Genomic DNA, 26,868 nt, shown 5'->3' with positions numbered 1-26,868 from the left:
GGGGCGATTGCCTCATCATTCCCCAGCGGAACCGGGCAATGCTGGATTCGGTTGTCGGGGCGATGTAACTTACCTGAACGTAAAGGGGAGGTCGCGGTGCTGCAGACCAGACAGAACGCTCTCGGGGTCAGGTTTGAAGCACAGTGCAGGGCCTTCGAGAAGGAGCCGTTCCCGACGCTGGACGTGCGCAAGGACCGGCTGAAGCGGCTCTTGGCGCTCACCGAAAAGCACGAGGCCGAGATCTGCGCGGCGATCGACAGCGATTTCTCCGCCCGCTCGGCTGAGGAAACGCGGCTTGCCGAATTGTTCGTCGTGCGCGCCGGCATCAGGCACGCGCTGTCGCGTCTCGGCGCCTGGATGCGCGAGCGCCGCGTCGCCACCAGCCTGCCCTTCCTGCCTGGACGCAACCGCCTCTTGCCGCAGCCGCTCGGCGTCGTCGGCATCGTCTCGCCCTGGAATTACCCGTTCCAGCTCGCCGTCGCGCCGGCGACCGCGGCGCTCGCTGCCGGCAACCGCGTTATGATCAAGCCGTCGGAACTGACGCCGAAATTTTCGGACCTGCTCGCCAGTCTGATCGAAAAATATTTCGCCGCCGACGAGGTCAGCGTGATGATCGGGGACGCGGAGGTCGGCAAGGCCTTCGTGTCGCTGCCTTTCGACCATCTCCTGTTCACCGGCTCGACCGCCGTCGGCCGCCAGGTGGCCCTAGCCGCCGCTGCCAATCTGACGCCGGTGACGCTCGAGCTCGGCGGCAAGTCGCCGGCGATCTTCGATCCGTCCTGCGACCTCGACGCGGCGGTTGCCAGCGTCGCCTATGGCAAGCTGCTCAATGCCGGCCAGACCTGCATCGCGCCGGACTATCTGATGGTTCCGCGAGGGAAGGGCGCGGCGATCGCGGCGAAGGTCGCGGTCGCAATGGCCAAGCTCTATCCGCGCCTTTGCGACAATCCCGACTACACAGCGATAGTCAGCGAGCGGCATCACCGGCGGCTGAGCGACATGGTCGCGGAGGCCCGCGACAGCGGCGCAGACATCATCGAGGTCAATCCGGCCAACGAGAAGCTCGGCGTCAGCGATCGCAAGATGGCGCCGGTGCTGGTGCGCAACGCCGGCGAGACTCTGCGGCTGATGCGCGAGGAGATTTTCGGGCCGGTCCTGCCGATCGTCGAATATGGCGCGGTCGACGAGGCCATAGAGCATGTCAACCGGGGCGAGCGGCCGCTGGCGCTCTACTGGTTCGGCAGTGACAGCGCCAACCGCCAAAGGGTGATGCGCGAAACGATGGCTGGCGGCGTCACGATCAATGACTGCATGCTGCATCTGGTGCAGGAGCGACAGCCCTTCGGCGGCGTCGGCGAGAGCGGCACCGGCGCCTATCACGGCGAATGGGGGTTCCGCACCTTCAGTAAGGAAAAGCCGATCTTCATCCAGTCGAAGCTCAGCGCAGGCGGCTTGCTGCGCCCGCCCTATGGCAGGACATTCGAGCGGATCTTCCGGCTGCTCAACTTCATCACTTGACAGCTTCAACCCGAGCATGGCGCGGCGTGACTGCCTCCAAGCGGGTGGTTGCCGCCGCTTATGGAAGATTTCTCGCATCATGCTGACGGCTGCTGCCAGTAACCTTGGGGAAACCTGTCGGCGCGCCCGCAAATGAGCCAGCCGGCTTGCAGAAAAGCCCGTCTTTGTCGAGGCACAGGATTGCACACCGCAATGTTCCTGCAACTTTTCCGACTATATTGCGCCGCAACTTTGAGGTAGAAGCGCGCGTCTGCCGATCACGGCAAATTGAACTAGGCCCCGCGCACACCCATATCGGCCGCGCCTGGGTTTGAAAGCGCCGACCTCGCCAGGTCCTGCAACGGAAAAACGACGATGCCGAAAATCAGGTTTCACAAGCTTGCAGCCATTGCCGTGCTCATCGGTTTCGCGGCCTGGATGGGAACGGGCGAGTTTTCATCCGTCGGCAGCGCTGCCGACAAGTCGGTCACCACCGACAAGTCGCTTACCACCGACAAACAGGCTGACGCCGGCAAGCCGGAGGCCGCCAAGCCGAACAAGGCCGAGGCCGAGCCGAAGGCTGCGCCTCGCACCGTCGCGGTGGTCACGCCGCCGCGCAAGACATATGCGCGAGCGATCCGCATCTCCGGCCTGACCGAAGCCGACAAGCGCGCCGTGCTCGCGACGCGTGTCGCCGGCGTCATCGAAAAGCTGCCGGTCAAGCAGGGCGACCGCGTCAAGACCGGCGATCTCGTGCTGATGCTCGCGGCCGAGGAGAAGATCTCCAATGTCGAGAACGCCAGGCAGCTCTTGGTGCAGCGCAAGGCGGAGCTCGACGCCGCCGAGCGCCTGGCCAAGACCGGCAACCTGCCGAAGCTGCAACTCGACACCGCCCGCTCCAACCTGACGCAGGCGCAATCGCAGCTCGACACCGCGCAGGCCGAACTCGACCGCAACGAGGTCAAGGCGCCGTTCGACGGTGTCATTGACCGCATCCCGGTGGAGCTCGGCAGCTCGGTCATGCAGGGCGGCGAGGTGGCGACGGTCCTGAAGCTCGATCCGGTGATCGCCCGCGGCGAGATCAGTGAGCGCGACCTGCGCTACGTCAAGATCGGCAACCAGGCCGATGTGCGCCTGGTCAACGACCAGAAGGTCACCGGCACGGTTCGCTACATCAGCCGCGATGCCTCGGCGCAGACCCGCACCTTCCGCGTCGAAGTGGCGATCCCCAATGCCGACGGCTCCATTCCCGCCGGCATGACGGCCGAGATCACGCTCAGCGCCGAGCCGACCAACGCGGTCATGCTGCCGCGCTCGGTGGTGACGCTGGGCGACAAGGGCGACCTCGGCATCCGCGCCGTCGGCAAGGACGACAAGGTGGCGTTCTTCCCGATCGACCTGGTCGACGACACGCCGCACGGCCTGGTGCTGGGCGGCATTCCGGAAGATGCGCGCATCATCGTCGCCGGCCAGGAGCTGGTGAAGGAAGGCGACCTGGTGAAGCCCGTCGAGGCCGACCAGGCGACCATCAACAAGCTGATCGGCGAAGCCACCGCCGGCACGCAGTAAAGCAGGACGCGTCTGTCGCCGGACCAATCCGGCGATGGCAGTCCGCAGCCCCCGAAGCATTACAGGCCGAAGTCATGGATATCGTCAGACTCGCCATCAACAATGCCCGCCTCACGATTTCGGCGCTGCTGTTCCTGGTCGTCGCGGGCTGGGTCGCCTATCAGTCGACGCCCAAGGAAGCGGAGCCCGACGTTCCGATTCCGATGATGTATGTCAGCCTGATCTATCAGGGCATTTCGCCGGAGGATTCCGAGCGCCTGCTGCTGAGGCCGATGGAAAGCAAGCTCAAGAGCCTCAAGGGGCTCAAGGAGATGCGTTCGGCCGCCTTCCAGGGCGGTGGCTATGTGCTGGTCGAATTCCAGCCGCAGACGGATCTCGCGACGGCGCTGCAGGATACGCGCAGCAAGGTGCAGGACGCCAAGGCCGACCTGCCGCAGGCCGCCGAGGAGCCGACGGTCAACGAGGTCAATGTCTCGGAATTCCCGGTTCTCGTCGTCACGCTTTCCGGCGACGTGCCGGAGCGCGTGCTGACGTCGGCCGCGCGCGAGCTGCGCGACCGTATCGAGGAAGTTCCCGGCGTGCTCGAAGGCTCGCTGCAGGGCGCGCGCGACGACCTTGTCGAGGTGGTCGTCGACCCGGTGAAGCTTTCCTCCTATGGGCTGCAGCTCGACCAGGTGATCCAGGGCGTCGCTTCCTCCAACAGTCTCGTGGCGGCCGGCAATCTCGAAGGCTCGGAAGGCAAATACGCGGTCAAGGTGCCGTCGCTGATCGAGAAGCCCGAGGATGTCGCCAACCTGCCGGTGGTCGCCACGCCCAACGCCGTGGTCCAGGCCAAGGACATCGCGACCATACGCTCGACCTTCAAGGACGCCGAGACAGTGACACGCCTCGACGGCAGACCGGCAATCGCGATCGAAGTGAAGAAGCGCATCGGCGCCAATCTGATCGACACGCTGGCCCATGTCAGGGAAGTGTCGGACAATTTCATCAAGACGATGCCCGAGGGCATGCACGTCACTTACACGCAGGACAAGTCGGTCTTCGTCAACGAGCTGCTCGGCGACCTGCAGAACCATGTGATGATCGCCGTCATCCTGGTGTTCATCGTCATCCTCTATGCGCTGTCCGGACGTGCCTCGCTGCTCATCGGCCTTGCCATCCCGTCATCGTTCCTGATGGGTATCCTGCTGCTCGCCATGATGGGCTACACGATCAACATGATCGTGCTGTTCAGCCTCATCCTGGCCGTTGGCATGCTGGTGGACGACGCCATCATCGTCACCGAATTCGCGGAACGGCGCATGAGCGAAGGCATGCCGAAGGCCGACGCCTTCGCGCTCGCTGCCAAGCGCATGGCCGGCCCGGTCATCGCGGCGACGATGACGCGCATCGCCGCCTTTTCGCCGCTACTCTTCTGGCCCGGCATCATCGGCGACTTCATGAAGTACATGCCGATCACGCTCATCGTGACGCTGTCGGCCTCGATGCTCTATGCGCTGGTGTTCGCGCCGACTTTGGGCGCGATCTTCGCCAAGGCGCCGGAGCATCACGAGGAAGGCAATCGCGACGGCTGGTACATGGCCGTGGTCAAGCAGGCAGTGCGCTTCCCGATCACGGTGATCCTGCTCACCGTCGGCCTTCTGGTCGGCGTCGGCTTCGCCTATTCGAAATATGGCGCCGGCGTCGAGTTCTTCCCCAGCGTCGAGCCGGATTACGGCCTGCTCTACGTCCATGCCCGGGGCAATCTTTCGCTGGCCGAAATGGATGCGGCAACGAAAACGGCGGAAAACCGCCTGCTCGGCTGGCCCGGCGTGAAGTCGGTCTACACGCGCGTCGGCAAGACGCAGGGCGGAGGCCAGGACATCCCCGAAGACGTGGTCGGCGTTATCCAGTACGAGTTCGTCGACTGGCGCGAGCGCAAGTCCGCCAACCAGATCCTCGACGATCTGCGCGGCGTGATGGCCGGCATTCCCGGTGTCGATGTCGAGGTGCGCGTGCCGGAAGCCGGCCCGCCGACCGGCAAGCCGATCCAGATCCGGCTGTCCGCCGCCGATCCGGCCGGGCTCGACGACAAGGCGCGAGCGGTCGCGGCGCGCGTCGCCAAGATCCCCAATGTCATCGACATTTCGGACGGCCTGCCGCCGCCCGGCGTCGACTGGGCGATCGAGGTCGACCGCGCCAAGGCGGCGCAATACGGCATCAGCCCGACTTCGGTCGGCACGGTGGTGCAACTGGTGACCAACGGCCTGAAGCTCAGCGAGTACCGGCCGGCCGGCGCCGACGACGCGGTCGACATCCGGCTGCGGTTGCCGGAAGACCGCCGCACGCTCTCGACGCTCGACGAGTTGCGCGTGCAGACCTCGCAAGGGTCGGTGCCGATCTCGAACTTCGTCGTGCGCAAGCCGGAGCCCACGGTCGGCATCCTGAACCGCATCGACGGCGCGCGCACCGTGGTCGTCCAGGCCAATGTCAGCGCCGGCGCGCAGGTGGCGGCCGTGCAGGCGGAAGTCACCAAGGCGGTCGCCGATATGGATCTCGGCAGCGGTATCCGCTGGAAGCTCGCCGGCTCCAACGAGGACAGCGCGGAAGCCAGCGCCTTCCTCGGCAAGGCCTTTGGCGCCGCGATCTTCCTGATCTTCCTGGTGCTGCTTGCGCAGTTCAACAAGTTCACCAGCGTGTGGCTCGTCCTGTCCTGCGTGGTCATGGCGACGATCGGCGTGTTCCTCGGATTGCTGTTGACGGGCGAGGCCTTCGGCATCGTCATGTCGGGCATCGGTGTCATCGCGCTTGCCGGCGTGGTGGTGAACAACAACATCGTGCTCATCGACACCTACGACCGGTTGCGCGAGGAAGGCTGGGACAAGATGGACGCGGTGCTGCAGACCTGCCGCGAGCGCGCCCGTCCGGTGGTGCTGACCGCGGTGTCGGCCATCCTCGGCGTGCTGCCGATCGCCTTCGGCCTCGGTCTCGAAATCTTCCATCACGAGACGACGATCAACGCGCCGTCGACGCAATGGTGGATTTCGCTGTCCTCGGCGATCGTCTTCGGCTTGTCCTTCGCCACGCTGCTGACGCTGGTGGTGACGCCGTCCATGCTGATGGTGTTCACCCGTGCCAAGGTGAAACCCGGCCAGCGGCGCGGCTGGTTCAGTCGCCTGTTCCGGCGCGGCAAAGGCAAGATCGCGACCGACGAACCAGCCAAGGAGACCGGCGCCGAGCCGGAAGTCGCCTTCCCGAAGGCCGCGGAATAGAGCCGTTTCGGAGCCCAATGCAAAAGCCGCCAGGGAACTCCCGGGCGGCTTTTTGCATTGTTTTCTCGTAGTTCAACCAGACGGCGAGGGTTTTTCATGACGATCGGTACAATTCTCGTAATAATCCTGATCCTGATTTTGATCGGCGCCGTGCCGGCATGGCCGCATTCGCGATCCTGGGGCTACGGCCCGTCCGGCATTGTCGGCGTTATCCTGGTGGTGCTGCTGATCCTCTTGTTGATGGGCAGGATCTGATCCAAACGAGTTACGGCCGGGCTTGAGCCCGCCGGTTCGTTTCTGATCTGTCTTGATCAGGCGGCGAGGCGCCACGGCCCACGGCGATGCCGATATCCTGCAGCCTCCTTCACCGCTTGGTCGAGCGGCGTGTGCGGGATTTCGCCGATGACCACTCCAGCCGCGTCGAGACCAGCCGGTTGGCCTCGAAACGCAAGATAGGATATCGAGACGATCTTGCGCCACATGGCCACGAACGGGCTGCCTGCGCGCAGCACCCACCAGGGCATGCCGATCCGAACCTGAAAAAGCTGTTGCCCGATTTGCCCCCGCCGGTTCTGCCGGTCTGGCTCGCCATGCATCGCGACGTGCGCACCAGCATGCGCATCCGCCGCGTGGCAGACTTCCTGCAGGAGGAGCTGAAAAGCTACTCCGCCGGCGCCGGCTAGAGCATGATGCCGAAAAGTGTGAAGCGGTTTTCGGACGACATCATGCTGCTGATCTTAGAGCCGGATGATTTCAGGTCGATCCGACCCGAAATCATCCGGCTCGGGGGCGAATTCGGCCCGGTGAGCGAGGCCGGCCATCAAGAGCACGATGACCAGCAGTGCGGACAGCGCCACGAAGATCGGGCCGAAGCTCGAATGCTCGGCGACGAAGCCGATCGCCGACGGGGCCACCAATATGCCGGAATAGCCCATGGTGGTGACGACGCTCATGCCGGTGCCCGACGACATGCCTTCCTGGTTGCCGCCGGCCGAAAAGATGATCGGCACCATATTGGCGATGCCGAAGCCGCAGAAGGCAAAGGCGGCGATGGCAAGGTAAGGCGAGGGCGAAAGCCCGGCGACCAGCATGCCTGCGGCGGCGACCAGCGCCGAGCCGCGCAGCGTCGCCACGGCGCCGAAGCGGTTGCGCACGCCGTCGCCCAGGAAACGCATCAGCGCCATGACGCCGGAGAAGGCGGCATAGGCGAGGCCGGCGACCGCGAGATCGGCGCCCAGCTCCTGATGCAGGAAGAGTGCCGCCCAGTCGAGCACCGCGCCCTCAGAAATCATGGTGAGAAGCGCCATCAGCCCGACCAGATAGACGGCCGTGTGCCGTGGCAGCGTGAATTTCCGGTGCTCGACCGCCTGCGGCCGGTCCTCGGCGATGAGGTAGCGAATGGCAAAGGCGATCACGGCAAAGGCGATCACCGTCACCGCGACGGCATGGGGAAGATAACCGTAGTTCTGGATCGAGTACCCACCGAGCGCGCCGCCGGCGAAGCCGCCGAGGCTCCAGAAGCCATGCGAGGACGACATGATCGCCCGCGAAAGCCTTCTTTCGACCACGACGGCATTCGAGTTCATCGCGACATCCATGCCACCGATCGACCCGCCGAAGATGAGCATGGCGATGGGCGCCAGGGGAACGTTGGGCGCGAGCGCCACGATCAGCAGGCCGAAGCTGCCGCAAACGCCGAACCAGCGCGTCACGTTGCGCGAGCCATGCCTCGAAATGAGGTGGCCGCACCAGGTCATGGAAATCACAGCGCCGACGCCGAACAGGAGGATCAGCAGGCCGAGGGTGAATCGGGTGATCTCCAGCCGAGTCAAGAAGACCGGGATCTGCGGCGCCCAGCTGCCGGTCAAGAAACCATTGGCGAGGAAAATGCCGGCGACGGCCCAGCGGCCGCGCGTCGCGGCCTGCATCGTGGTTTGCACGCTCATGGTCTGAAATCCGCCATGCAAAGGGGGTCACGCGGCAAATTAGATCGATTCAATTTGTAGTCAAGAACCGCATTGTGGAAGTGCTTGGACCAAGAAGCGCGACCGAGGGCGCGACGTTGTTCGTGGCAGGCTGCCGCTTTGTAGGTTTGGCAAAAGCGCCTCTCCTTTCGTCATCCACGGGCGGAGCAAGGAGCGAAGCGACGCGCGCAGACCCGAGGATCCATTCCGTTACCCGAGAGCGCCGCTGCGGTGCAGAATGTTCTCTGATCGTTGCACCGTCATGGTCATTCTGGGCCGCGGCATTCTTCGGCAGGCGTAACGGCATGGATTCCAGGGTCTGCGCGCGTCGCTTCGCTCCTTGCTCCGCCCTGGAATGACGAAGTCGCGCAGGCGCTTGTCCTATCAATGATCCTTCGGCCGCTTTGCTTCGAACTCGGCTTTCTTGGTTTCCGACGCCTCGGTCTGGTTGAGCGCCTGCCATTCGGCATAGGGCATGCCGTAGATGATCTGGCGCGACTCGTCCTTCGACAGCGTCACGCCGTCGGCGTCGGCGGCTTCGCGATACCAGTTGGACAGGCAATTGCGGCAGAAGCCGGCGAGGTTCATCAGGTCGATGTTCTGGACGTCGCCGCGTTCGCGCAGATGCGCCACCAGCCGGCGGAAAGCGGCTGCCTCGAAATCGCGTTTCTGGTCGTCGCTGAGTTCGGTCATTGGGGAACTCCCGGCTGTCGGTCTCGTCACACGGGTCCGGTGCGCGAACCGAACATTTTCACCTGATGTATATCGGGGCGCCGGTCGATGGCGTCAACGATCGGCGCCAGGCGTTCGGCCCAGGCCAGGGCGCCGGCGCGTTCGGCGATCAGGTCCTGACGGATCTCGATCAGCGCATGGGCGTAGCCGTTGACGATGGCGTGGCGGAACATGGTGTCGCCGCGCAGCGCGCCGTCATAGGGTTCGTTGTCGCCGACGACGAGGGACTTGTCCTGCGCCAACATGTCGATCAGCGGCCGCGCTACGCGGTCGTCGCGGTCCCACAGCACGCCGACATGCCAGGGACGGACAAAACCCTGCATCGCCGGCGTGAAGGAATGCACGGAGAAGATGAACGGCGCCTTGCCCGAGGCGTGCGCCACGGAGGCGATCATTGCGCCGACGGCGTCGTGATAGGGCCGGTAGAAGCGGTCGAGCCGCCGCTCGCGTTCCTCCCGGGCAATCGGATAATTTCCCAGCACCACGGTGCCGTCATAGAGCTGACGGATCATGGTCGGGTCGTCCTCGCCCCGGTTGGGGTCGATCAACAGCCGCGAGAACCCGGCCAGCACGGCGGGCGCGTCGAGCGCTGCTGCAAGTTCGCGCGTTACCGTCTCGACGCCGATGTCATAGGCGATGTGACGATCGAATTCGGACGCCGGCAAACCGAGACTGCCATACTCCTCCGGCAGATCGCGGCGGGCATGATCGGCCAGAAGCACGACGCCTTTCTTGCGGTCGCCCTCGACAATGTCGAACGGCGTGAAAACTGTGGATCGGGTCATCGGCTGAAAAGGGGATGGCGGCTGCGATGTGGTATCGTCATTCCACGAAGAGGACGCCGGCGCAATGCCGTTGTTTGGCCAAGGTTTCCGCAAAAAATCCCCGGCCGCGGGAGAATTCGCGCGACGGGCCATTCTAAATCGATTGGAATTCAACAAAACGGCGCGTTGACATGCGACCGGAGTTTGCTGAAAAGGGGCTTCGAGAAATGCAAATGTGGTTCGCAAGGGGATCTGCGATGGGTTTTGCCGGCCGGTTGCGCATGCGCCTGGCCGTGCCGTTGCTGATCATCGGCGCGGGATTTCTCGCCATAGCCGCGACCTCGCCGGCCCGGGCCGACTTCCGCGTTTGCAACGCGACGCAAAATCTGGTGGGCGTCGGCATCGGCTATCGCGCCAAGGCCGGCTGGATCACCGAGGGCTGGTGGCACATCGAAGGATCGACCTGCAAGACGCTGATCGAGGGTCCGCTGTCATCAAGGTTTTACTATCTTTATGCAGAAGACGCCGAACGCGGCGGGCGCTGGGACGGCCCGATCAACATGTGCGTGGCCGAAAAAGAGTTCAAGATCGCCGGCGTGAATGATTGCGTCGCCCGGGGCTTCCAGCGCGCCGGTTTTCAGGAATATGACACGGGCGAGCAGGCCAGCTGGATGGTCCAGCTGACCGACGAGCCCGCAACGGGAGGCGCGCCTGCAGCGGCCCCCGCTCCGGGAACAAACAGTCAATGAGACGTAACCGCAAGGTCAAGATCCTCGCCACCATCGGTCCGGCTTCCTCCTCCGAGGAGATGCTGAAGAAGCTTTTCGAGGCGGGCGCCGATGTCTTCCGCATCAATATGAGCCATACCGACCACGAGCTGATGCGCACGCTGGTCGGCCGCATCCGTGCGGTCGAGGCGGCCGTCGGCCGGCCGATCGGCATCCTCGCCGATTTGCAGGGGCCGAAGCTCAGGGTCGGCAAATTCGCCAACGTCAAGGAAGCACTGACTGTCGGCCAGACTTTTACGCTCGACGACAATCCCGAAGCCGGCACGTCGAAGCGGGTGTATCTGCCGCATCCCGAAATCCTGAGCTCGGTCGAGGCCGGTCACCGACTTTTGATCGACGACGGCAAGCTGGAGTTGAAGGCGCAGAAGAGCGACGGCAAGTCGATCACCTGCACGGTCGTCGCCGGCTCGGGCATTTCCGACAAGAAGGGCGTCAGCCTGCCCGATACCGACCTGCCGGTCGGCGCGCTGACCGAGAAGGACCGGGCCGATCTCGACGCGGTGCTCGCCGCCGGCATCGATTGGGTGGCGCTGTCCTTCGTGCAGCGGCCGGAGGACCTGGCCGAGGCCCGCAAGATCGCGCGCGGCCGCGCGCTGATCATGGCCAAGATCGAGAAACCGCAGGCGGTGGCGCGGCTCGCCGAGATCATCGAGCTCTCCGACGCGCTGATGGTCGCCCGCGGCGATCTCGGCGTCGAGATGCCGCTCGAAGCCGTGCCGGGCATCCAGAAGCAGATCACCCGCGCGGCGCGCCGTGCCGGCAAGCCGGTGGTGATCGCCACGCAGATGCTGGAATCGATGATCACGGCACCTGTGCCGACCCGCGCCGAGGTTTCCGACGTCTCGATCGCCGTCTTCGAAGGCGCGGACGCGATCATGCTTTCGGCCGAATCCGCGGCCGGCGCCTATCCGGTCGAGGCGGTCGCCATGATGAACCGTATCGCCACCAAGGTCGAAACCGACCCGACCTATGCCGGCATCATCAACGCGCAGCGTTCGGAGCCCGAGGCCACCGGGGCCGACGCCATTTCGCTGGCCGCGCGCGAGATCGCCGAGACGCTGAAACTGTCGGCGATCATCTCCTACACCGCGTCGGGCACCACCGGTCTGCGCGCCGCGCGCGAGCGCCCGCAGGTGCCGATCGTGGCGCTGTCGCCGATCCTCAACACGGCGCGCCGGCTGTCGCTCTTATGGGGCACGCATTGCGTCGTCTCGCCGGACGCGACCGACCTCGACGACATGGTCGACCGTGCCTGCCGCATCGCGCTGGAAGAAGGCTTCGGCAAGCCGGGCGACCGCGTCATCATCACCGCCGGCGTGCCGCTGCGGACGCCCGGCTCGACCAATATGCTGCGCATTGCGTATGTTGGGTCGGAGACGCATTAGGGCGTGTTGATATTCGGGTGAGGCCGGCCTGCAAATGCCGGCTTCCTGCGCTTCCGGTGCTCACGTAAGTTAAGTACGCTCCGCTCCGGTTCTCGGAACGTCCCAGTTTGGTCGCTTCGCGCCCGTCTTCGACTCCGACTCGGCCTGACCCGAATCTCAACACGCCCTTGGCGCTTAAAACTTCGAGTTCAGCCCGGCGCGAGTTCTGCGTCTGGCACTCGGAGCTCAGGACATCCACCGGCGCCCTGCGCATCGTCGGCGATCCGGCCTTCCACGGTCTTGGCCATCACCTGCAGGTCGATCGGCGTGCCAGCCACTTTCGCAATGGCGCCGGCCACGAGGTCGGGCGCGATCCAGTCCGGCTTGTGGCCGAGATTGCGGACCCAGACCAGCTCGGCGCCGGGAATGTCGCGCTCCAGGCCGACGGAGTGGATCGTGGCATAGACCACCTTGTCGCGATCGCCCGATATGACGACGGCCGGCGCCTTGATCTCGCGGTAAGCAGGCGCGGCGGCGCGGACATAGTCGTAGAGCTGGGCGACATCGCGGGCGTTGGCGCGGAAGGCGGACGGCCGCAGCACCAGCGGGATCGAGGCGTCGTCGATATAGCCTTCCGGCACTTTGTTCGGCGAAAAGACGCAAGCTGTGGCATGCCGATCCGCAGCATGCCCGCCGGATAAGCGAGCGTTTCGGAAAACAGCCAGCCGATCACCGGCGTGGCGGTGAGCTTGTAATACCAGGCGGTCGCGCCGCCCGGCCAGGGATGCGTGGCGGGTGCAAGGAAAACGAGGCCACGGGTCTTCTCAGGATGCTGGCGGGCGAAGGCCGTTGTGATCGCGCCGCCGAAGGAATGGGCGACGACGACTGCCTTTTCGATGCCGATGCGGTCCATCAGCGCGGCGATCGTGTCCGCCTGCGCGGCAAGCGTCTCATTGTCGCCGCGCTCCGACGAGCCGAGACCCGGGCGGTCGAAGAACAGCATCTCGGCGCGGCCCTCGAGCAAGGACTTCAGCGGCAGCATCTGGTCCCTGAGATTGGCGCTGGCGCCATGGATGAAGACGACCGGCGGCAGGTCGGCGCCGGCCGGCGCCGGGATATGGACGTAATGGATGCGCGCGCCGTTGATCTCGGCGAACGCCCCGTCCGGCGGGTTGCGGCGCTCGATCGACCAGACGCCGGCGCGGGTGACACCGGCCAGGGCGAAGAGGAGCGCGACGAGGAGAGGAGGGTGGCGCAGGCGAGGTTCATGCGGAGAGATACGGAGGGAGGGCAGTAGGGCAGTAGGGCAGTAGGGCAGTAGGGCAGTAGGGCAGTAGGGCAGTAGGGCAGTAGGGCAGTAGGTGTGCTCGTTTCCTACTGCCTTACTGCCCTACTCCCTTACTGCCCTAGTTCAAATACCCTCGCCGGCCAACTCTTCCGAGAGCGTCGAAACCTGGTTCTGGGCGCTGCGCATCATCGGGTAGATCGCCAGCACCTTTTGCCAGGCTTCCAACGCGGACTGCTTGTGGCCGGTTTCGGCCATGATCTGGGCGAGGCCAGAGAGCGCGCCGAAATGGCGCGGCTCGAGCTGCAGGGTGCGGTCGATGTCGGCCATCGACTTCCCGTAATTCTTCATCAGGAAATGCACGGTGGCCCGGCGGTTCCAGCCTTCGGCATAATCAGGCTGCAAGGTCACGACCTGGTCGAGGAAGTCGAGCGCGACGTCGAATTTCTGGTCTTCCGTCGCCTTTTGCGCCCACTGCATCATCAGGTCGATCGAGGCGCTGCCCGACTGGTTCCACTCGTTCCAGATGCGGCCGGCTATGCGCTCGGCCGCCTTTTCATTGCGCTCGCGCTTCAACTCGGTGAAGAGCTGGTCGAGGCGGCCCTGTTTGGTCGGAGCGGCCGGCGGCGGCGTAGCGGCGGCTAGCGGCGCGGCATCTGGAGGCAGCGCGCCGGGCACCTCTTCAGCTCCTGCAGGCAAAGCCGTGCCGGAAAGCAAAAAGGCGGTGAAAAATGCAAAAAGAATCCGCATCGCCGGAATCTAGTCCCGGACGGCGGATCGTCAAAGTGATTTTAGCGTGAGAGCGCCGGCGAACCGGCATTCGACATCAGCGCGGCCTGGTCTCTTTGCATGTCGCTTCCTTTTCGGGCGACATGCATCAGGCCGCGCGCAAGGCTCAGCCCTGGCGCGCCTTGTAGCGCGGAGCGGTCTTGTTGATGATGTAGATGCGTCCCTTGCGGCGAACCAACCGGTTGTCGCGGTGACGCGCCTTGAGCGCCTTGAGCGAATTCTTGATCTTCATGGTCTTGCCTGTTCGGTCAGGGCCCGTCCCGGGCCGAATTTTAAAGGCGCGCCCGGAAAAAGCGCGCCCTTTTGAACTTGCGTGGCTCATAAACGAGGAGGCTTGCCCGTGTCAACCACATGCGCGTGTCCGAATGCCGCAAGTGGCGCGGCATATCAAATATTCGCCATCCCGGCGAAGCTGCATTGCGCGACTCAAAGGCGGCTGGAATGGTGCGGTCTGCGCGAACGACCGGAGATTGCACATGCGCCGCCTACTTCTGCCTGCCTGTCTGGTCTTGCTTGCGACGGCACCGGCCGCCCGGGCGCAGGAATGCGACCGCAACGACGACAGCCAGTCGATGCTGAACATCTGCGCCGATGCCGACCACCAGGCGGCCGACGCCAAGCTCAACGCAGCCTATAAGAATATCGTCGGCAGCAACGATCAGGCCTCGAACAAGCTGTTGCAGACGGCGCAACGCGCCTGGATCGCCTTTCGCGATGCCGAATGCGCCTATTCGACCGCCGACAGCGCGGGCGGCTCCATTCACCCGATGGAGGTTTCGCAGTGCCTGACGAAGCTCACCAACGAGCGCATAAAGCAGCTCACCTCCGACGCCAGCTGCAAGCTGAGCGATCCGAGCTGCGCCGGCTCGGACGCGGGCGACAACCAGGATATGCAATAGGGCGTTATCGCGACCTGATGAGGCGCGTAAAATGGCCCATCTTGCGGCCGGGGCGCGACTCGGCCTTGCCGTAGAGATGCAACATCAGGTCGGGCTCAGCCACCAGCGCCGGCACTTTCAGCATGTCGTCGCCGATCAGGTTTTCCATCACGCAGTCAAAATGGCGGGCGGGCGGGCCAAGCGGCAGGCCGGCGACGGCGCGGATATGCTGCTCGAACTGCGACACGACGCAGGCGGCTTCCGTCCAGTGGCCGGAATTGTGCACGCGCGGCGCCAGCTCATTGGCCAGAAGCGAGCCGTCGGCAAGCACGAAGAACTCGACGCCGATGACGCCGACATAATCGAGCGCGGAAAGAATTTTCGCGGCCGCATCCTTGGCGGCGGCTGCCGTTCCCGGGCGGATGGCAGCCGGCAGGGTCGAGGTGCGCAGGATGCCTTCGCGGTGAATGTTTTCGGCCGGATCGTAAGCCGCGACCAAGCCGTCCAACCCACGCGCGGCGATCACCGAAATCTCGCGCTCGAAGGCGACCAGCGATTCCAGGATCAGCGGCACATTGCCCATCGCCCCGCAGACCCCGGCAAAGTCGCCGGTCTGCATGTTGCGGAAGACGCGCTGGCCCTTGCCGTCATAGCCCATGCGACGGGTTTTCAGCACGCCGCTGCCGTCGAACTTCCTCAAGGCCTCGGTCAGCTGGTCGTCATTGTCGACCGGACAGAACTCCGCCGTCGGGATGCCGATGCTGTTGAGAAAGCTTTTCTCGGTGAGGCGATCCTGCGCGACTTCGAGCGCGCGGGCCGGCGGATAGACCGGGACCGTTGCAGCCAGCGTTTCCGCCGCGGTGACCGGGACGTTCTCGAATTCATAGGTGATGACCGCGCTGGCGCTGGCCAGATCGGCGAGCGCCGCCGGATCGTCATAGGCGGCGACGATCTGCCGGGTGGCGACCTGGGCGGCTGGGCAGTTGGGCTGGGGCTCCAACACGACGATGCGATAACCGAGGCGCGCCGCGGCCATCGCCAGCATGCGGCCGAGCTGGCCGCCGCCGATGATGCCGATGGTCGATCCGGGCGCCAGGCTCACGGCGTGTCCGTCGGCTCGGCGGCAACCTTGGCGGTCTGCGCCGCGCGCCAGGCGTCGAGCCGGGCGGCGAGTTTTTCATCGTTGAGCGCCAGCACCGCGGCGGCGAGAAGTGCTGCATTGGCCGCCCCCGCTTTGCCGATTGCCAGCGTGCCGACCGGGATGCCGGCCGGCATCTGCACGATGGAGAGAAGCGAATCCTGGCCCGAAAGCGCCTTGGACTCGACCGGAACGCCGAACACCGGCAGCGGCGTCATCGCCGCCGTCATGCCGGGCAGATGCGCCGCTCCGCCGGCGCCGGCGATGATCACCTTGTAGCCGGCCGCCTTGGCGCCCTTGGCGAATTCATAGAGACGGTCGGGGGTACGGTGCGCGGAGACGATCAGCCTCCTGTGCGGGATGCCCAGCGCTTCCAGCGTTTCCGCGGCCTGGCGCATCGTCGCCCAGTCGGACTGGCTGCCCATGATGATGGCGACGTCGGCACGCTGATCGGTCAAGGCTTCGCTCCCCGGCGGCAAAGGCGCGCCTTAGCGGAATTCGCCGATAGCCGCAAGATTGTCGATGCGCACCGAGCTAATCCGGCCAGCGCAGGGAGCCCGAAGAGTCCTTGCGCGCCACCTTCATCGCGTCGGCCGGACGCTCCTTGGCCGTCAGCACGGCGCGCAACTGCTCGGCGACTATCTCGGCCTCGCCGGGATGCAAGTTGCACGGATCGAGGAAGAAATGGCCGCGTTCGACTTCGTGATTGCGCACGATCACCGGCGGCGAGCCGGCAGCCAAAGCGGAAGCGAGGCCTGCGGCGGTGAAGCGGCTTTCCGGGCGTACGAAGACCTGCAGGCGGTCGAGCGGATTGTTGGTCGGGTCGGGAATGATCTCAGCACCAATGCCGGGGATGCCTTGAAGTGAATTCTTCCACAGATTGAGCGCTGCCTCCTCGCGCCGGCGGATGCCGGCATGGTCGCGCTTTTCCCAGGCGTCGAGCGCCGCCATTGTGCCGGCGATGCTTTCCTTGCCGACCTTCATGGCGCGCGCCACGCCGCGGTTCTGCAGATAGGCGGCGCGGACCAGGTCCTTGCGGCCGGTGACGATGCCGCTGGTCGGACCGCTGAGGAATTTGTGGCCGCTGTAGACGACAATGTCGGCGCCGCGCGCCAGGAAGCTGCGCAGGTCATATTCGGACGCGGCGTCAACAATCACTGGAATGTTCTTGGCATGGCAAATCTCGCAGAACTCCTCCAGCGAAAGCATGCCATATTGCACGGTATGGTGGGCGACGACGTAGAGAGCGGCCGCCGTGCGCTCATTGATTGCCTCGCGCACATGGTAGTCCTGGGTGACGCTGACGGTGCCCGCCGGAATGACCTTGGCGCCGGCGACGCGGATCGACTGGTCGATGGGCGCGCCATAGTTGACGATGTGGCCGAGCTGGATCACGACCTCCGATTTCAGCCCTTCGGTGTCGTCCGGCAGGCGTTCGATCGCGAGAAGGTTGGTGCCGGTCATCGCGCCGGCGATGGCCATGGTGATGCCCGAGGCGCAGCAGGCGGTGATGAAGCCGGCCTCGCCGCCGGTGAGGCGCGCGACCACCGAGCTCGCGGCGCGCTGCAAATCATCCATCTCCACCCATTGCGAAGCCATCTCGGCCATGGCGCTGATCGCTTCGGGAACGATGATCGAGGCGCCCAGCGCCGTCATCGTGCCCGAGACATTGATGATAGGCCTCAAGCCCAGCCGCTCGCGGATGGTGGTGTTGGAGCCGGCGTCGGAATAGGTTTTCATGTGAGTGGACTCCGTTAAATCAGGCGGCGATCTCGACGACCGCTTCGATTTCGACAGTGATGTTACGTGGCAGCGAGCCGACGCCGATCGCCGAGCGCGCATGGCCGCCGGTCTTGTCGAAGACATCGGCGAAGAGATCCGAGCAGCCATTGACCACTTTGGGGTGGTCGCTGAAGGTCGGCGTGGCGTTGACGAAGCCGAGCAGCTTCACCACTCGCACGATGCGGCCGAGGTCGCCCGCCGCGGCATGCATGACGGCGAGCAGATTGAGGCCGGTGAGGCGGGCATGCTCATAGGCCTGCTCGACGGTCACGTCGTCGCCGACCTTGCCGGTGCAAAGCGTGCCGTCGGCACGCAGCGGCCCCTGCCCCGAAAGAAAGATCAGCCGGCCGCTCTCGGCATGGGTGACGAAATTGGCGATGGGCGTGGGCGGCTCGGGCAGCGTCAGGCCGAGTTCGGCGAGCCGTGTGTAAGGCGACATGGAAGGGTACTCCCTGGATGGCCGAGGCCATCCGCTTCAGAAATGCGAGGCGCGGAAACGCGCCAGAAATGTGCGGAGGCGCTCGTTGGTCGTCTCCGCCGCGAGCACGTCCTTCGGCGGGCCAACCGCCGAGACGCCGCCATCGGCCATGAAGACGATGCGGCTGGAGGCATCGCGGGCGAAAGCCATCTCGTGCGTCACCATCACCATGGTCATGCCGTCCTCGGCGAGACTGCGCACCACCGCCAGCACCTCGCCGACGAGTTCCGGGTCGAGCGCCGAGGTGATCTCGTCGAGCAGCAGGATTTTGGGCTCCATGGCGACGGCGCGGGCAATGCCGACGCGCTGCTGCTGGCCGCCCGAAAGTTCGGCGGGCAGGCTGTCCGCCTTGTGGGCGAGACCGACGCGGCCCAGCCAATGCTCGGCGATCGAGCGCGCCTCTGTCTTGCTCTTGCCGCGCACCTTGGTCAGTCCGAGCATGATGTTACCGGCGGCGCTCAGATGCGGGAAGAGGTTGAAGCTCTGGAACACCATGCCGGTCTCGGCGCGCATGGCGGCCAAATCGCGTTCGCTGCGCCGCTGGCGCGCGCCGCCGTCGCGAAAGCCGACTTCCTTGCCGTCGATGCGGATCGAGCCGCTGTCATAGCTTTCCAGGAAATTCACGCAGCGCAGCAGCGTGGTCTTGCCGCTGCCCGAAGGGCCGATGATGGTTACCACCTCGCCCTTGGCCACTTGCAGGCTGACCGAGCGCAGTACGCTCACCGGGCCGAAGGATTTCGAAACCTCGGCAATATCGAGAAGCGCTGGGTTGTCGTTCGAACTGGCCATCACGTTAATCCCGGATGAAAGCGAAGCGCCGTTCCAGCCTGCGGCTGGCATAGGAAAGCGCATAGTTGACGGCGAAATAGATGAGGGCCCCGAGGATATAGAGCGGCATCGCCTCATAGGTGCGGCCGATGATCTGGTTGATCGCCTGCATCAGATCGGTGATGCCGAGCAGCGAAACCAGCGCGCTGCCCTTCACGGCATCGGTGACGCCGTTGATCCAGGGTGGCAGGAAGCGGCGGAAAGCCTGCGGGAAAATCACCGAGGTGAGGCGCTGGCGGAAGGTGAGGCCGATCGCCATCGCGGCTTCCGACTGGCCTTTCGGGATCGAGGCGATGGCGCCGCGCAGATACTCGACGACCTGCGCCGTCTTGAACAAGGTCAGCGCCAGCACCGCCGCCCAGAAGGACTGAAGGTGCACGCCGACAGCGGGCAGGCCGTAATAGACGAAGAACATCAGCACCAGGATTGGGATGCCGCGGATGGTGTCCGAGAAGATGCGCACCGCCCAACGCAGCGGCGCTGGCCCATAGACAAGGCCGACGCCCAGCAGGACCCCGGCGACCAAGGACAGGACCACGACCAGCAGCGAGACCCATAAGGTCACGGCAAAGCCTTCGGCAAGGAACGGCAGGGCGTAGAGGATCTGGCTCAGCATCTCAGCGCGCCGCCCTGAAGCGGCGTTCGACCAGCCGCAGCGCAAACAGCAAGGTATAGCCGGTTGCCAGATACATCGCCGTCGTCACCAGATAGACCTCGACGATGCGGAACGTATTGAAGTTGATCCATTGGGCGCCGTAGGTGAGCTCGGGCACCGAGATCACCGACGCGATCGAGGTGTCCTTGAACAGCGAGATGAAGGTGTTGGACAGCGCCGGCAGCGTGATGCGCAGCATCGTCGGCAGGCGTACGTGGATCAGGCGCTGCCATGGGGTAAGGCCGATCGCCTTGCCAGCGTCGAGCTGGCCGCGGGGCACCGCTTCCAAGCCTGAGCGGAACACCTCGACGAGATAGGCGCCGCTATAGACCGATAGGGTCAGGACAAAGGAGGTGGGGGCGCTGTAGGCAAGATCGACGACCGTCGGCAGGCCGTAAAAGACCAAATAGACCAGCAGGATCAGCGGTACGTTGCGGATGAATTCGACATAGGCCGCGATGATGGCGCGCACCACGCGTCCGGCCGAGACATACCAGACGGCCAGCACCAGGCCGATGACGATGCCGATGGCGATCGAGATCACGGCAAGCTCGAGGCTGAGCAGCAGGCCGCCCCATAGCTTGTCGAAATGCCGCCAGATCAGGTTGAAATTGAGCGTATAGCCCATGCGTCCGTCTCAATGGCCGCGGTGCGACGGATAGGATTCGCCGCCCTCGCGCCGGGGTCGAGGAAAAACAGGCGGAAGGACCGCTCCTTCCGCCGGCTTGATCGTGTGGCGCGTCAGATGACCGGGAAGCCCGGATGGCGCGGCGGCGGCTCCTGGCCGAAATATTCCTTGAAGGCGGCATCGTAGAGCGCCGTTTCATGGCCGAACATGGCGATGGTGAAGGTCTGGTTGACGAAGGTCAGCCAATCGAGGTCGCCTTGCCGGACCGCGGCGCCGTAAAGCATCGAATACCAGCTCTTGCCGGCGTCGAAATACTTGTCGGGATTGCGCGAGGCCAGCCAGCGCACGGTCGACAGATCGACGGCGGCGGCATCGGCGCGCTTGGATTCCAGCGCCTGCAGAACGTTCGCCTGGGTGTCGATCTGCAGCACCTGCGCCTGCGGCAAGGCAAAATGCACCGAACTTTCGGCGTCGACATTCTGCAGGATCGAGACGCGGGTGTTGGCGCCGTTCGCCAAGAGCTTGGCGAAGGTCTTGTTTTCGGAGCCGGGCAGCGTGAGCAGCGCGACGCCTTCGACATAGTAGGGCCGCGAGAAGTGGATCAGCTGCGAGCGCTGCGCCGTCATGGTCATGAACTGGATGGTGATGTCGACCTTGTTGGTCGTCACGTTCGGAATACGCTGGGCGGGGTCCTGCATGACGAACTCGACCTTGGTCGGGTCGTCGAAGAGGCCCTTGGCAAGGATGCGGCCCATGGTGATGTCCATGCCGACCAGCTCGCCGGCATCGTTCTCGAAATGCCACGGCGCATTGGTGCTGCCGGTGCCGACGATCAGCTTGCCGCGATCGAGCGCAGTGCGCAGCACGCTGTCGGATGCGGCTTGCGCCGCCGCCTTCTCTGCGCTGATGGCGGTGAGCGCGCCGGCGGTGGCTAGGCCCGCCATTCCCAGTTTCAGAAAATCACGTCTACCGGATGTGTCGTTCACGGCGACCTCCTTTGATGGTTTGTTCCCCAATGCAGCAGAGATACGCATCGCAATCAGCGATTGTCTCTTACAAGAGACGTGTGTATCCTGTACAGGACAGATACTAGCATCAGGAATCGACAATGCAAGATGGTGAAATGCTGACCGAGTGGCCGAGCGAAGGTGCGGATGAAGAGCGGCCGGCGGGCTCGCGCGAGAAGGGCCTCAACAGGGCCCTAAACATCCTGGAATTCCTGCATGCCAACCAGCGCGCGATTGGCATCGGCGACCTGGCCAAAGGGCTCAACGCGCCGCGCTCGACCACCTACACGCTGGTGCGCGAGCTGGTCGAAGCCGGGCTCTTGGAAATGGCCGGCGACGGCAATCGCGTCTATTTCGGCAAGAAGCTCTATCTCTACGGAATGGCCTATATGCGCGGCAACGACCTGCTCAGGCGCGGGCGTCAGGAGGTCGACACGCTGTCGCGCGAGACAGGCGAGACGTCCGAGCTCTGCATGCTGCAGAGCGGCCGCTACACGATCGTCCATTCGAGCCCGGGCACCAGGCCGTTCCGCATCAGTTCGGCCACAGGCCTCCAGATCCCGCTGCCTTGGACAGCATCCGGCCGGCTGTTGCTTGCCGGCCTCGATCGCGGCGGGATCGAAGCGATGGTGACTGAAGACGATCTCGTGCTGCCGGACGGCCGCAAGCTCGAACTCGATGATTTCATCGACGATATCGCGCGGGCGCGCGTCACCGGCTATTGCGTCACGTCAGGCCTGGTCGACGCCTACACCAAATGCCTTGCGGCGCCGGTGTTCTCTGCACCAGGCAAGGTCGAGGCGACGATGTGCCTTGTTGTGCCGATCGACACGTCCGAAGAACGGACCGGCGAACTTCTTGCGCTGCTGCGCGAGCGCGCGGGGCGGCTATCGATCTCTTGACGGTGCAGAGGCGATCCGCTCAGGCGATGATGTCCGGGATGATGCGGTCTTCCAGCGCCGACAGCCGGTCTTTCAGGATCAGCTTCTTCTTCTTCATGCGCTGGATCTGAAGCGGGTCGCAGCCTGTGGCGATCATAGCGTTTATGGCAGCGTCGAAATCGGCGTGTTCTTGTTTGAGCCGGGAATATTCGAGGCGTATTTCAGCCTGTTCCTGTTCGGACATTATCTACCGTCTGCGTATGCATCGCCCAATCGGGCTGTCTGGGCGGGGCCGGTCGGGTCAGTGCGTTTGTGACCGGCGCGCCGCTGATATCACATTTCACTTTGTCGTGGAATGCTACCACGTGGCATTCGACATCGAGATCGGTTGGTGGCAAACTGTCATCATGCCGTCACAGTCGCAACCTGCGGTGGACGAGCCTGCGACGGCTGCAATCGAGGAAACCATGAAAGGGAGAACCAATCATGTCTCTTGCATCCCATCTTGATGAGCTGCAGCGAAAGCACGGCGATATCGAGCGTGAACTTGTCGATGCGATGAACCATCCTTCGGTAGACGACCTCGAGATCGCCACTCTCAAGCGGCGCAAGTTGGCAATCAAGGACGAGATTGAAAAGCTGAAGGCGAAACCGACCGCACACTGAAGCTCCTTTTAGACACCATCACCGCTCCCGCCGCGGTGCACCTTCCCGGTGGCAAGAATGCCACCGGGAGGTGCTTTACACTGAATCTGCTGACCGTTTGGGCGTGCATCTTGTGGCCCGATGTTCCCTTTGAGCCGCATGGCGGCCGATCGGGAGCGGCGGATTTGCCGGCGTTGCCTGCCGGTTGCCATTGACAAGCCATCTTTGCTCCGCCACCTCATGCCCGGAACTTTCAGATGAAGGCGGCCGGCATGACCGGATATTTTTCCTCACCCTTCCCGCGGCGAATGTCGGTCGGCGTCTCGGTCGGCGGCGTGATCGTCGGCGGCGGCGCCCCGGTCGTCGTGCAATCGATGACCAACACCGACACGGCCGATGTCGACCAGACGGTCGCCCAGGTCGCGGCGCTGCACCGCGCCGGCTCGGAAATCGTGCGCATCACGGTCGACCGCGACGAGAGCGCGGCCGCGGTTCCGCGCATCTATGAGCGACTGCTGCGGCTCGGCATCGACGTGCCGCTGGTCGGCGACTTCCACTATATCGGCCACAAGCTGCTCGCCGATCATCCGGCCTGCGCCGAGGTGCTGGCGAAGTACCGCATCAATCCCGGCAATGTCGGCTTCAAGGAAAAGAAGGACCGCCAGTTCGCCGCCATCGTCGAAATGGCGATCAGACATGACAAGCCGGTGCGTATCGGCGTTAACTGGGGCTCGCTCGACCAGGAATTGCTGACCCGGTTGATGGACGACAATCAGGCCCAAGGCTCGCCGCTTACCGCGCAGGAGGTGACGCGCGAGGCGATCGTGCAGTCGGCGATCCTGTCGGCCGAGATGGCGGAAGAGATCGGACTTGGCCGCGACAAGATCATCCTGTCGGCCAAGGTCAGCGGCGTGCAGGACCTGATCGCCGTCTACACCGAGCTCGCCACCCGCTCCGACCATGCGCTGCATCTTGGCCTCACCGAGGCCGGCATGGGCAGCAAGGGCATTGTCGCCTCTTCGGCAGCGATGGGCATTCTCTTGCAGCAGGGCATCGGCGACACGATCCGCATCTCGCTGACGCCGGAGCCGAATGGCGACCGCACCCGCGAGGTGCAGGTGTCGCAGGAACTTCTGCAGACCATGGGCTTCCGGCAGTTCGTGCCGATCGTCGCGGCCTGCCCCGGTTGCGGGCGCACCACGTCCACCGTATTCCAGGAACTTGCCCAGAGCATCCAGGCCGACATTCGCAAGAACATGCCGGTGTGGCGCGAGAAATATCCCGGCGTCGAGAGCCTCAAGGTCGCGGTGATGGGCTGCATCGTCAACGGTCCGGGCGAATCCAAGCATGCCGATATCGGCATATCGCTGCCCGGCACCGGCGAGACGCCGACGGCGCCGGTCTTCATCGACGGCAAGAAGGCGGCGACGCTGCGCGGTCCTTCGATCGCGCAGGATTTCGAAAAGATGGTCGCCGATTACATCGAGCAGCGGTACGGACACGGCAAAGCCGCCGCGGAATGAGCGGGATGCAGCGTTTCGTGAAGATGACGCTGCTTCTCGCTTGCGCGCTGATCGCCGCCGGTCCGGCATTGGCCGATCCGCCTCAGTCGAAGTCGGCTGCGAAACGGCTGATCAACCGCGTCTGCGATCTGATCGAAACCCAGGCCCAACAGAACGGCCTGCCCAAGGATTTCTTCGCCCGGCTGATCTGGAAGGAGAGCCGCTTCGATCCGAACGCGGTAAGCCCGGTCGGCGCCGAAGGCATCGCGCAATTCATGCCGGGCACCGCCAAGATGCGTGGCCTGGCCAACTCCTTCGACATCGGGCAGGCTATTCCCGCCTCTGCGAAGTATCTCGCCGAGATGAAGGCAAGCTACGGCAATCTCGGCCTCGCGGCGGCGGCCTATAATGCCGGCGAGAACCGAGTGTCGCGCTGGCTCGCCTCGGGCGGCTTCCTGCCGATGGAGACGGAAAGCTACGTCTTCGACATCATGGGCGAGCCCGTCGACAAGTTTGCCGACAAATCCTATGCCGGCACCGTCCAGCCGCTCGATCCCAAGATGAGTTTCGCGGTCGCCTGCCGCCGGCTGCCTGTGATCATGTCGCGGACCGTCGCCATGGCCTCGATTAACGTCAAGCCGTGGGGCGTGCAGGTGGCGGGCAACTTCCGCCGCTCGGCAGCGATCGGCCAATGGCTGAGGGTCAAAAGCCGGTTCCCGGCCTTGCTCGCCAGCCGTGATCCGGTGGTGAGCCGGGTGCGCACGCCGATCGGCCGCCGCGGCATCTATGCGGTCAGGATCGGCGCCGACTCGCGCGGCGAGGCCAACGGCATCTGCACCAAGCTGCAAAGCGTCGGCGGCGCCTGCGTGGTGTTGCGCAATCGGTGACGCAACGCCAGGACAGGGGGCCGCAAGAGGTGCTCGAAACGCGCGAAAGCCGGCGTGCAGACCGACTGCCCGGATTTGCACGCTGGCAATTCGACGCCTGCATAAGGCGTCGCTTACGATCTTGAGCTCGACACCAGCCGGTTGATGCCGGCCGAATGCGCCTGCCTCATCCAGCAGCGATTTAAATTGTAGCGACTTGCATTCCTGGCGGGGACGCGACCTTCCCGGCCGTCAACAACGCCGATAGCCAATCGCTAATGTTGCGAGGAGAATCCGCTTGCCAGGCGGTGGCGGTCAAATCTTAATGCGCTTTGCCATAGTAAGAGCGGGTTCAGTATTTCCACGGCGCGTTTTTATTCGGATCACATAGGGGGAGCATCATGCCGGAGGGGAATTTCCTTAAAAGGGTTATCGGTGAGCTCGAAACACCGCGCACCAAGCGGCCGTTCGGGTCCGGCTGGCTGTCCGGCTCGATCGCATTGCTTGCCGGGATCACCGGCCTCCTCATGGTCATCGTATTGCGCTACCCGACGCTGACCTCGATGCCGGACCTTGCTCCGATCCACCAGATGCTGTTCTTCAAGCCGGTCCTCTATTTCGTGCTTATCTCGGGCTACGTCCTGGCCATCCTGAGCATGATGCTGCGCAGGGAAAAGACGCTCGGCGTGGCGGCCATGGTCACGGTGCTGTCGGCCTCGCTCATCGGCATGCTCCCGGTGCGTCACGAGTTGCATGTCGACGGCGTGTTCTTCGGCCTTGATTTCTTCATTCTCAATGTCCTGTTCATGGGCGTGCTGTTCGTCCCGCTCGAACGCATTTTTGCCCGCAACAAAGGCCAGACCGTGTTCCGCGACGAATGGCGCGAGGACCTGTTCTATTACCTGGTCTCGTCGCTGCTGGTGCAGATATTGACCTACCTGACGCTCGCGCCGTCCAATTTCGTCAATGGGCAAGCCGGTCTCGGTTCGCTGCGCGCCTGGGTCCACGATCTGCCCTGGGTCGTGCAACTGTTGGCGGTGATGTTCCTGACCGATCTTGCCCAATATTGGGTGCACCGGGCCTTCCATCGCATCCCGTTCCTGTGGAATTTTCATGCCGTGCATCATTCGGCCAAGTCGATGGACTGGATTGCCGGCGCGCGGATGCATTTCCTGGAAATCATCCTCCTTCGCAGCCTGACGGCGACGCCGATGTTCGTGCTCGGCTTCGATGAATCGGCGATCCAAGCCTATATCCTGATCGTCTACGTCTATTCGTCCTTCATCCATTCCAACATCGGAACCAGTTTCGGTCCGGTCGAAAAAGTGCTCGTGTCGCCGCGCTTCCACCATTGGCATCATGGCCTCGAGAAAGAGGCGATCGACGTCAATTTCGCCATCCATTTCCCGCTGCTCGACCGGCTGTTCGGCACCTATCATCTGCCCGAGGGCCGCTGGCCGAGGGGCTACGGCATTCACGGCCATCCGGTGCCGAAAGGATATTGGCGGCAATTCCTCTATCCGTTCCGGCGGGGCTGAAGGCTCGAAAAGAGCTGGTTCAGAGTCGGCGGGACAGAG

Annotated in this window: 29 protein-coding genes and 1 pseudogene; 14 read left to right on the top strand and 16 right to left on the bottom strand. The window is 64.2% G+C overall.

The window, feature by feature from the left end:
• Positions 1–96: 96 nt before the first annotated feature.
• The 4 genes from LB553_RS03705 to LB553_RS03690 all read left to right on the top strand — a co-directional run bounded on the left by LB553_RS03705 (position 97) and on the right by LB553_RS03690 (position 6,572).
• Complete coding sequence (locus LB553_RS03705; RefSeq protein ID WP_224510762.1) at positions 97–1,518, top strand: coniferyl aldehyde dehydrogenase; 1,422 nt, start codon at positions 97–99, stop codon at positions 1,516–1,518.
• 354 nt (positions 1,519–1,872) lie between these two features.
• Positions 1,873–3,066 carry an efflux RND transporter periplasmic adaptor subunit gene (locus tag LB553_RS03700; protein WP_224510760.1) on the top strand — a complete coding sequence of 398 codons (1,194 nt, stop codon included), beginning with the start codon at positions 1,873–1,875 and terminating at the stop codon, positions 3,064–3,066.
• A gap of 74 nt (positions 3,067–3,140) precedes the next feature.
• The gene (locus LB553_RS03695) at positions 3,141–6,317 is read left to right on the top strand and encodes an efflux RND transporter permease subunit (RefSeq protein ID WP_224510759.1); all 3,177 of its coding nucleotides are present in this window, start codon (positions 3,141–3,143) and stop codon (positions 6,315–6,317) included.
• A gap of 96 nt (positions 6,318–6,413) precedes the next feature.
• Positions 6,414–6,572 (top strand): DUF3309 family protein, encoded by a 159-nt coding sequence (locus tag LB553_RS03690; RefSeq protein WP_040991775.1) that lies wholly within the window; start codon positions 6,414–6,416, stop codon positions 6,570–6,572.
• Between the two features lie 56 nt (positions 6,573–6,628).
• Here the strand turns inward: LB553_RS03690 and LB553_RS03685 are convergent, their stop codons facing one another.
• The gene (locus tag LB553_RS03685) at positions 6,629–6,841 is read right to left on the bottom strand and encodes a hypothetical protein (protein ID WP_224511001.1); all 213 of its coding nucleotides are present in this window, start codon (positions 6,839–6,841) and stop codon (positions 6,629–6,631) included.
• Positions 6,842–6,844: 3 nt separating this feature from the next.
• Here LB553_RS03685 and LB553_RS03680 point away from each other — a divergent pair.
• Positions 6,845–7,000, top strand: a pseudogene (locus LB553_RS03680) (LysR family transcriptional regulator); the annotation flags it as partial.
• Between the two features lie 54 nt (positions 7,001–7,054).
• On the opposite strand, the gene LB553_RS03675 reads toward LB553_RS03680, so the two are convergent.
• The 3 genes from LB553_RS03675 to LB553_RS03665 all read right to left on the bottom strand — a co-directional run bounded on the left by LB553_RS03675 (position 7,055) and on the right by LB553_RS03665 (position 9,798).
• Entirely contained in the window at positions 7,055–8,263 is a 1,209-nt protein-coding gene (locus tag LB553_RS03675) for an MFS transporter (RefSeq protein ID WP_224510757.1), read from the bottom strand.
• Positions 8,264–8,665: 402 nt separating this feature from the next.
• Positions 8,666–8,974 carry a DUF1244 domain-containing protein gene (locus LB553_RS03670; protein WP_224510754.1) on the bottom strand — a complete coding sequence of 103 codons (309 nt, stop codon included), beginning with the start codon at positions 8,972–8,974 and terminating at the stop codon, positions 8,666–8,668.
• 26 nt (positions 8,975–9,000) lie between these two features.
• Complete coding sequence (locus LB553_RS03665; RefSeq protein ID WP_224510753.1) at positions 9,001–9,798, bottom strand: N-formylglutamate amidohydrolase; 798 nt, start codon at positions 9,796–9,798, stop codon at positions 9,001–9,003.
• Between the two features lie 236 nt (positions 9,799–10,034).
• Here LB553_RS03665 and LB553_RS03660 point away from each other — a divergent pair, with 236 nt between their 5' ends.
• The gene (locus LB553_RS03660) at positions 10,035–10,526 is read left to right on the top strand and encodes a DUF1036 domain-containing protein (RefSeq protein WP_412033214.1); all 492 of its coding nucleotides are present in this window, start codon (positions 10,035–10,037) and stop codon (positions 10,524–10,526) included.
• On the top strand, positions 10,523–11,950 hold the full coding sequence (gene pyk / locus LB553_RS03655; protein ID WP_224510749.1) for a pyruvate kinase: 1,428 nt from the start codon (positions 10,523–10,525) through the stop codon (positions 11,948–11,950). Before LB553_RS03660 ends, pyk begins: the two co-directional genes overlap by 4 nt.
• A 286-nt stretch (positions 11,951–12,236) precedes the next feature.
• Here pyk and LB553_RS03650 read toward each other — a convergent pair whose 3' ends face one another.
• The gene (locus tag LB553_RS03650; RefSeq protein WP_263483914.1) at positions 12,237–12,971 is read right to left on the bottom strand and encodes an alpha/beta fold hydrolase; all 735 of its coding nucleotides are present in this window, start codon (positions 12,969–12,971) and stop codon (positions 12,237–12,239) included.
• Positions 12,972–12,998: 27 nt separating this feature from the next.
• Here LB553_RS03650 and LB553_RS30755 point away from each other — a divergent pair, with 27 nt between their 5' ends.
• Complete coding sequence (locus LB553_RS30755; protein WP_263483913.1) at positions 12,999–13,226, top strand: hypothetical protein; 228 nt, start codon at positions 12,999–13,001, stop codon at positions 13,224–13,226.
• A 114-nt stretch (positions 13,227–13,340) separates the two neighbouring features.
• Here LB553_RS30755 and LB553_RS03645 read toward each other — a convergent pair whose 3' ends face one another.
• Positions 13,341–13,964, bottom strand: a complete 624-nt coding sequence (locus LB553_RS03645; protein ID WP_224510747.1) for a tetratricopeptide repeat protein — start codon at positions 13,962–13,964, stop codon at positions 13,341–13,343.
• A 145-nt stretch (positions 13,965–14,109) separates the two neighbouring features.
• On the bottom strand, positions 14,110–14,235 hold the full coding sequence (gene ykgO / locus LB553_RS03640; protein ID WP_040974291.1) for a type B 50S ribosomal protein L36: 126 nt from the start codon (positions 14,233–14,235) through the stop codon (positions 14,110–14,112).
• A gap of 244 nt (positions 14,236–14,479) precedes the next feature.
• Between ykgO and LB553_RS03635 the strand changes: the two genes are divergently transcribed.
• Positions 14,480–14,902 (top strand): lysozyme inhibitor LprI family protein, encoded by a 423-nt coding sequence (locus LB553_RS03635; protein ID WP_224510745.1) that lies wholly within the window; start codon positions 14,480–14,482, stop codon positions 14,900–14,902.
• 4 nt (positions 14,903–14,906) lie between these two features.
• Here the strand turns inward: LB553_RS03635 and LB553_RS03630 are convergent, their stop codons facing one another.
• The 8 genes from LB553_RS03630 to LB553_RS03595 form a co-directional block, all read right to left on the bottom strand.
• Complete coding sequence (locus tag LB553_RS03630) at positions 14,907–15,983, bottom strand: 5-(carboxyamino)imidazole ribonucleotide synthase (RefSeq protein ID WP_224510742.1); 1,077 nt, start codon at positions 15,981–15,983, stop codon at positions 14,907–14,909.
• Complete coding sequence (gene purE, locus LB553_RS03625) at positions 15,980–16,477, bottom strand: 5-(carboxyamino)imidazole ribonucleotide mutase (RefSeq protein ID WP_224510740.1); 498 nt, start codon at positions 16,475–16,477, stop codon at positions 15,980–15,982. Before purE ends, LB553_RS03630 begins: the two co-directional genes overlap by 4 nt.
• A 76-nt stretch (positions 16,478–16,553) precedes the next feature.
• Positions 16,554–17,759 (bottom strand): aminotransferase class V-fold PLP-dependent enzyme, encoded by a 1,206-nt coding sequence (locus LB553_RS03620; protein ID WP_224510738.1) that lies wholly within the window; start codon positions 17,757–17,759, stop codon positions 16,554–16,556.
• A gap of 19 nt (positions 17,760–17,778) precedes the next feature.
• A complete protein-coding gene (locus LB553_RS03615; RefSeq protein ID WP_224510736.1) occupies positions 17,779–18,240 on the bottom strand; it encodes a RidA family protein in 462 nt (153 codons plus the stop codon).
• A 36-nt stretch (positions 18,241–18,276) separates the two neighbouring features.
• A complete protein-coding gene (locus tag LB553_RS03610) occupies positions 18,277–19,068 on the bottom strand; it encodes an amino acid ABC transporter ATP-binding protein (protein ID WP_224510735.1) in 792 nt (263 codons plus the stop codon).
• A gap of 4 nt (positions 19,069–19,072) precedes the next feature.
• A complete protein-coding gene (locus LB553_RS03605) occupies positions 19,073–19,723 on the bottom strand; it encodes an amino acid ABC transporter permease (protein WP_224510733.1) in 651 nt (216 codons plus the stop codon).
• A gap of 1 nt (position 19,724) precedes the next feature.
• Positions 19,725–20,390 (bottom strand): amino acid ABC transporter permease, encoded by a 666-nt coding sequence (locus tag LB553_RS03600; protein WP_224510730.1) that lies wholly within the window; start codon positions 20,388–20,390, stop codon positions 19,725–19,727.
• A gap of 113 nt (positions 20,391–20,503) precedes the next feature.
• Positions 20,504–21,376: a transporter substrate-binding domain-containing protein gene (locus LB553_RS03595; protein WP_224510728.1), complete on the bottom strand. Its 873-nt coding sequence runs from the start codon at positions 21,374–21,376 to the stop codon at positions 20,504–20,506.
• Between the two features lie 122 nt (positions 21,377–21,498).
• Between LB553_RS03595 and LB553_RS03590 the strand changes: the two genes are divergently transcribed.
• Positions 21,499–22,299 (top strand): IclR family transcriptional regulator, encoded by an 801-nt coding sequence (locus LB553_RS03590; RefSeq protein WP_224510726.1) that lies wholly within the window; start codon positions 21,499–21,501, stop codon positions 22,297–22,299.
• A gap of 19 nt (positions 22,300–22,318) precedes the next feature.
• On the opposite strand, the gene LB553_RS03585 is transcribed toward LB553_RS03590, so the two are convergent.
• Positions 22,319–22,522: a YdcH family protein gene (locus LB553_RS03585; protein ID WP_126080812.1), complete on the bottom strand. Its 204-nt coding sequence runs from the start codon at positions 22,520–22,522 to the stop codon at positions 22,319–22,321.
• Positions 22,523–22,764: 242 nt separating this feature from the next.
• Here LB553_RS03585 and LB553_RS03580 point away from each other — a divergent pair, with 242 nt between their 5' ends.
• From LB553_RS03580 to LB553_RS03565, 4 genes are all read left to right on the top strand, one after another.
• Positions 22,765–22,944 (top strand): YdcH family protein, encoded by a 180-nt coding sequence (locus LB553_RS03580; protein ID WP_149791894.1) that lies wholly within the window; start codon positions 22,765–22,767, stop codon positions 22,942–22,944.
• A gap of 251 nt (positions 22,945–23,195) precedes the next feature.
• The gene (gene ispG, locus LB553_RS03575; RefSeq protein WP_224510724.1) at positions 23,196–24,446 is read left to right on the top strand and encodes a flavodoxin-dependent (E)-4-hydroxy-3-methylbut-2-enyl-diphosphate synthase; all 1,251 of its coding nucleotides are present in this window, start codon (positions 23,196–23,198) and stop codon (positions 24,444–24,446) included.
• Positions 24,447–24,469: 23 nt separating this feature from the next.
• A complete protein-coding gene (locus LB553_RS03570; RefSeq protein ID WP_412033233.1) occupies positions 24,470–25,312 on the top strand; it encodes a lytic transglycosylase domain-containing protein in 843 nt (280 codons plus the stop codon).
• A 380-nt stretch (positions 25,313–25,692) separates the two neighbouring features.
• Entirely contained in the window at positions 25,693–26,829 is a 1,137-nt protein-coding gene (locus LB553_RS03565) for a sterol desaturase family protein (RefSeq protein ID WP_224510720.1), read from the top strand.
• Positions 26,830–26,868 lie beyond the last annotated feature (39 nt).

The organism is Mesorhizobium sp. CA8 (assembly GCF_020164955.1).
Lineage (GTDB): Bacteria > Pseudomonadota > Alphaproteobacteria > Rhizobiales > Rhizobiaceae > Mesorhizobium.
Note: the sequence above shows the minus strand (reverse complement) of the source record. Positions and strands in the feature narration are given on the sequence as shown.

Excerpts from the sequence above, each read along its gene's own strand:
- LB553_RS03565 (WP_224510720.1), top strand. The coding sequence starts at position 25,693 with ATGCCGGAGGGGAATTTCCTTAAAAGGGTTATCGGTGAGCTCGAAACA.
- LB553_RS03600 (WP_224510730.1), bottom strand. The coding sequence starts at position 20,390 with ATGGGCTATACGCTCAATTTCAACCTGATCTGGCGGCATTTCGACAAG.
- LB553_RS03585 (WP_126080812.1), bottom strand. The coding sequence starts at position 22,522 with ATGTCCGAACAGGAACAGGCTGAAATACGCCTCGAATATTCCCGGCTC.
- LB553_RS03660 (WP_412033214.1), top strand. The coding sequence starts at position 10,035 with ATGGGTTTTGCCGGCCGGTTGCGCATGCGCCTGGCCGTGCCGTTGCTG.
- LB553_RS03605 (WP_224510733.1), bottom strand. The coding sequence starts at position 19,723 with ATGCTGAGCCAGATCCTCTACGCCCTGCCGTTCCTTGCCGAAGGCTTT.
- LB553_RS03650 (WP_263483914.1), bottom strand. The coding sequence starts at position 12,971 with ATGCTGCCGCTGAAGTCCTTGCTCGAGGGCCGCGCCGAGATGCTGTTC.
- pyk (WP_224510749.1), top strand. The coding sequence starts at position 10,523 with ATGAGACGTAACCGCAAGGTCAAGATCCTCGCCACCATCGGTCCGGCT.
- LB553_RS03620 (WP_224510738.1), bottom strand. The coding sequence starts at position 17,759 with ATGAAAACCTATTCCGACGCCGGCTCCAACACCACCATCCGCGAGCGG.
- LB553_RS03570 (WP_412033233.1), top strand. The coding sequence starts at position 24,470 with ATGACGCTGCTTCTCGCTTGCGCGCTGATCGCCGCCGGTCCGGCATTG.
- LB553_RS30755 (WP_263483913.1), top strand. The coding sequence starts at position 12,999 with ATGGATGAAGACGACCGGCGGCAGGTCGGCGCCGGCCGGCGCCGGGAT.
- LB553_RS03590 (WP_224510726.1), top strand. The coding sequence starts at position 21,499 with ATGCAAGATGGTGAAATGCTGACCGAGTGGCCGAGCGAAGGTGCGGAT.
- LB553_RS03580 (WP_149791894.1), top strand. The coding sequence starts at position 22,765 with ATGTCTCTTGCATCCCATCTTGATGAGCTGCAGCGAAAGCACGGCGAT.
- LB553_RS03665 (WP_224510753.1), bottom strand. The coding sequence starts at position 9,798 with ATGACCCGATCCACAGTTTTCACGCCGTTCGACATTGTCGAGGGCGAC.
- LB553_RS03670 (WP_224510754.1), bottom strand. The coding sequence starts at position 8,974 with ATGACCGAACTCAGCGACGACCAGAAACGCGATTTCGAGGCAGCCGCT.
- LB553_RS03695 (WP_224510759.1), top strand. The coding sequence starts at position 3,141 with ATGGATATCGTCAGACTCGCCATCAACAATGCCCGCCTCACGATTTCG.
- ykgO (WP_040974291.1), bottom strand. The coding sequence starts at position 14,235 with ATGAAGATCAAGAATTCGCTCAAGGCGCTCAAGGCGCGTCACCGCGAC.
- LB553_RS03685 (WP_224511001.1), bottom strand. The coding sequence starts at position 6,841 with ATGCCCTGGTGGGTGCTGCGCGCAGGCAGCCCGTTCGTGGCCATGTGG.
- LB553_RS03610 (WP_224510735.1), bottom strand. The coding sequence starts at position 19,068 with ATGGCCAGTTCGAACGACAACCCAGCGCTTCTCGATATTGCCGAGGTT.
- LB553_RS03690 (WP_040991775.1), top strand. The coding sequence starts at position 6,414 with ATGACGATCGGTACAATTCTCGTAATAATCCTGATCCTGATTTTGATC.
- ispG (WP_224510724.1), top strand. The coding sequence starts at position 23,196 with ATGACCGGATATTTTTCCTCACCCTTCCCGCGGCGAATGTCGGTCGGC.
- LB553_RS03645 (WP_224510747.1), bottom strand. The coding sequence starts at position 13,964 with ATGCGGATTCTTTTTGCATTTTTCACCGCCTTTTTGCTTTCCGGCACG.
- LB553_RS03700 (WP_224510760.1), top strand. The coding sequence starts at position 1,873 with ATGCCGAAAATCAGGTTTCACAAGCTTGCAGCCATTGCCGTGCTCATC.
- LB553_RS03615 (WP_224510736.1), bottom strand. The coding sequence starts at position 18,240 with ATGTCGCCTTACACACGGCTCGCCGAACTCGGCCTGACGCTGCCCGAG.
- LB553_RS03635 (WP_224510745.1), top strand. The coding sequence starts at position 14,480 with ATGCGCCGCCTACTTCTGCCTGCCTGTCTGGTCTTGCTTGCGACGGCA.
- LB553_RS03675 (WP_224510757.1), bottom strand. The coding sequence starts at position 8,263 with ATGAGCGTGCAAACCACGATGCAGGCCGCGACGCGCGGCCGCTGGGCC.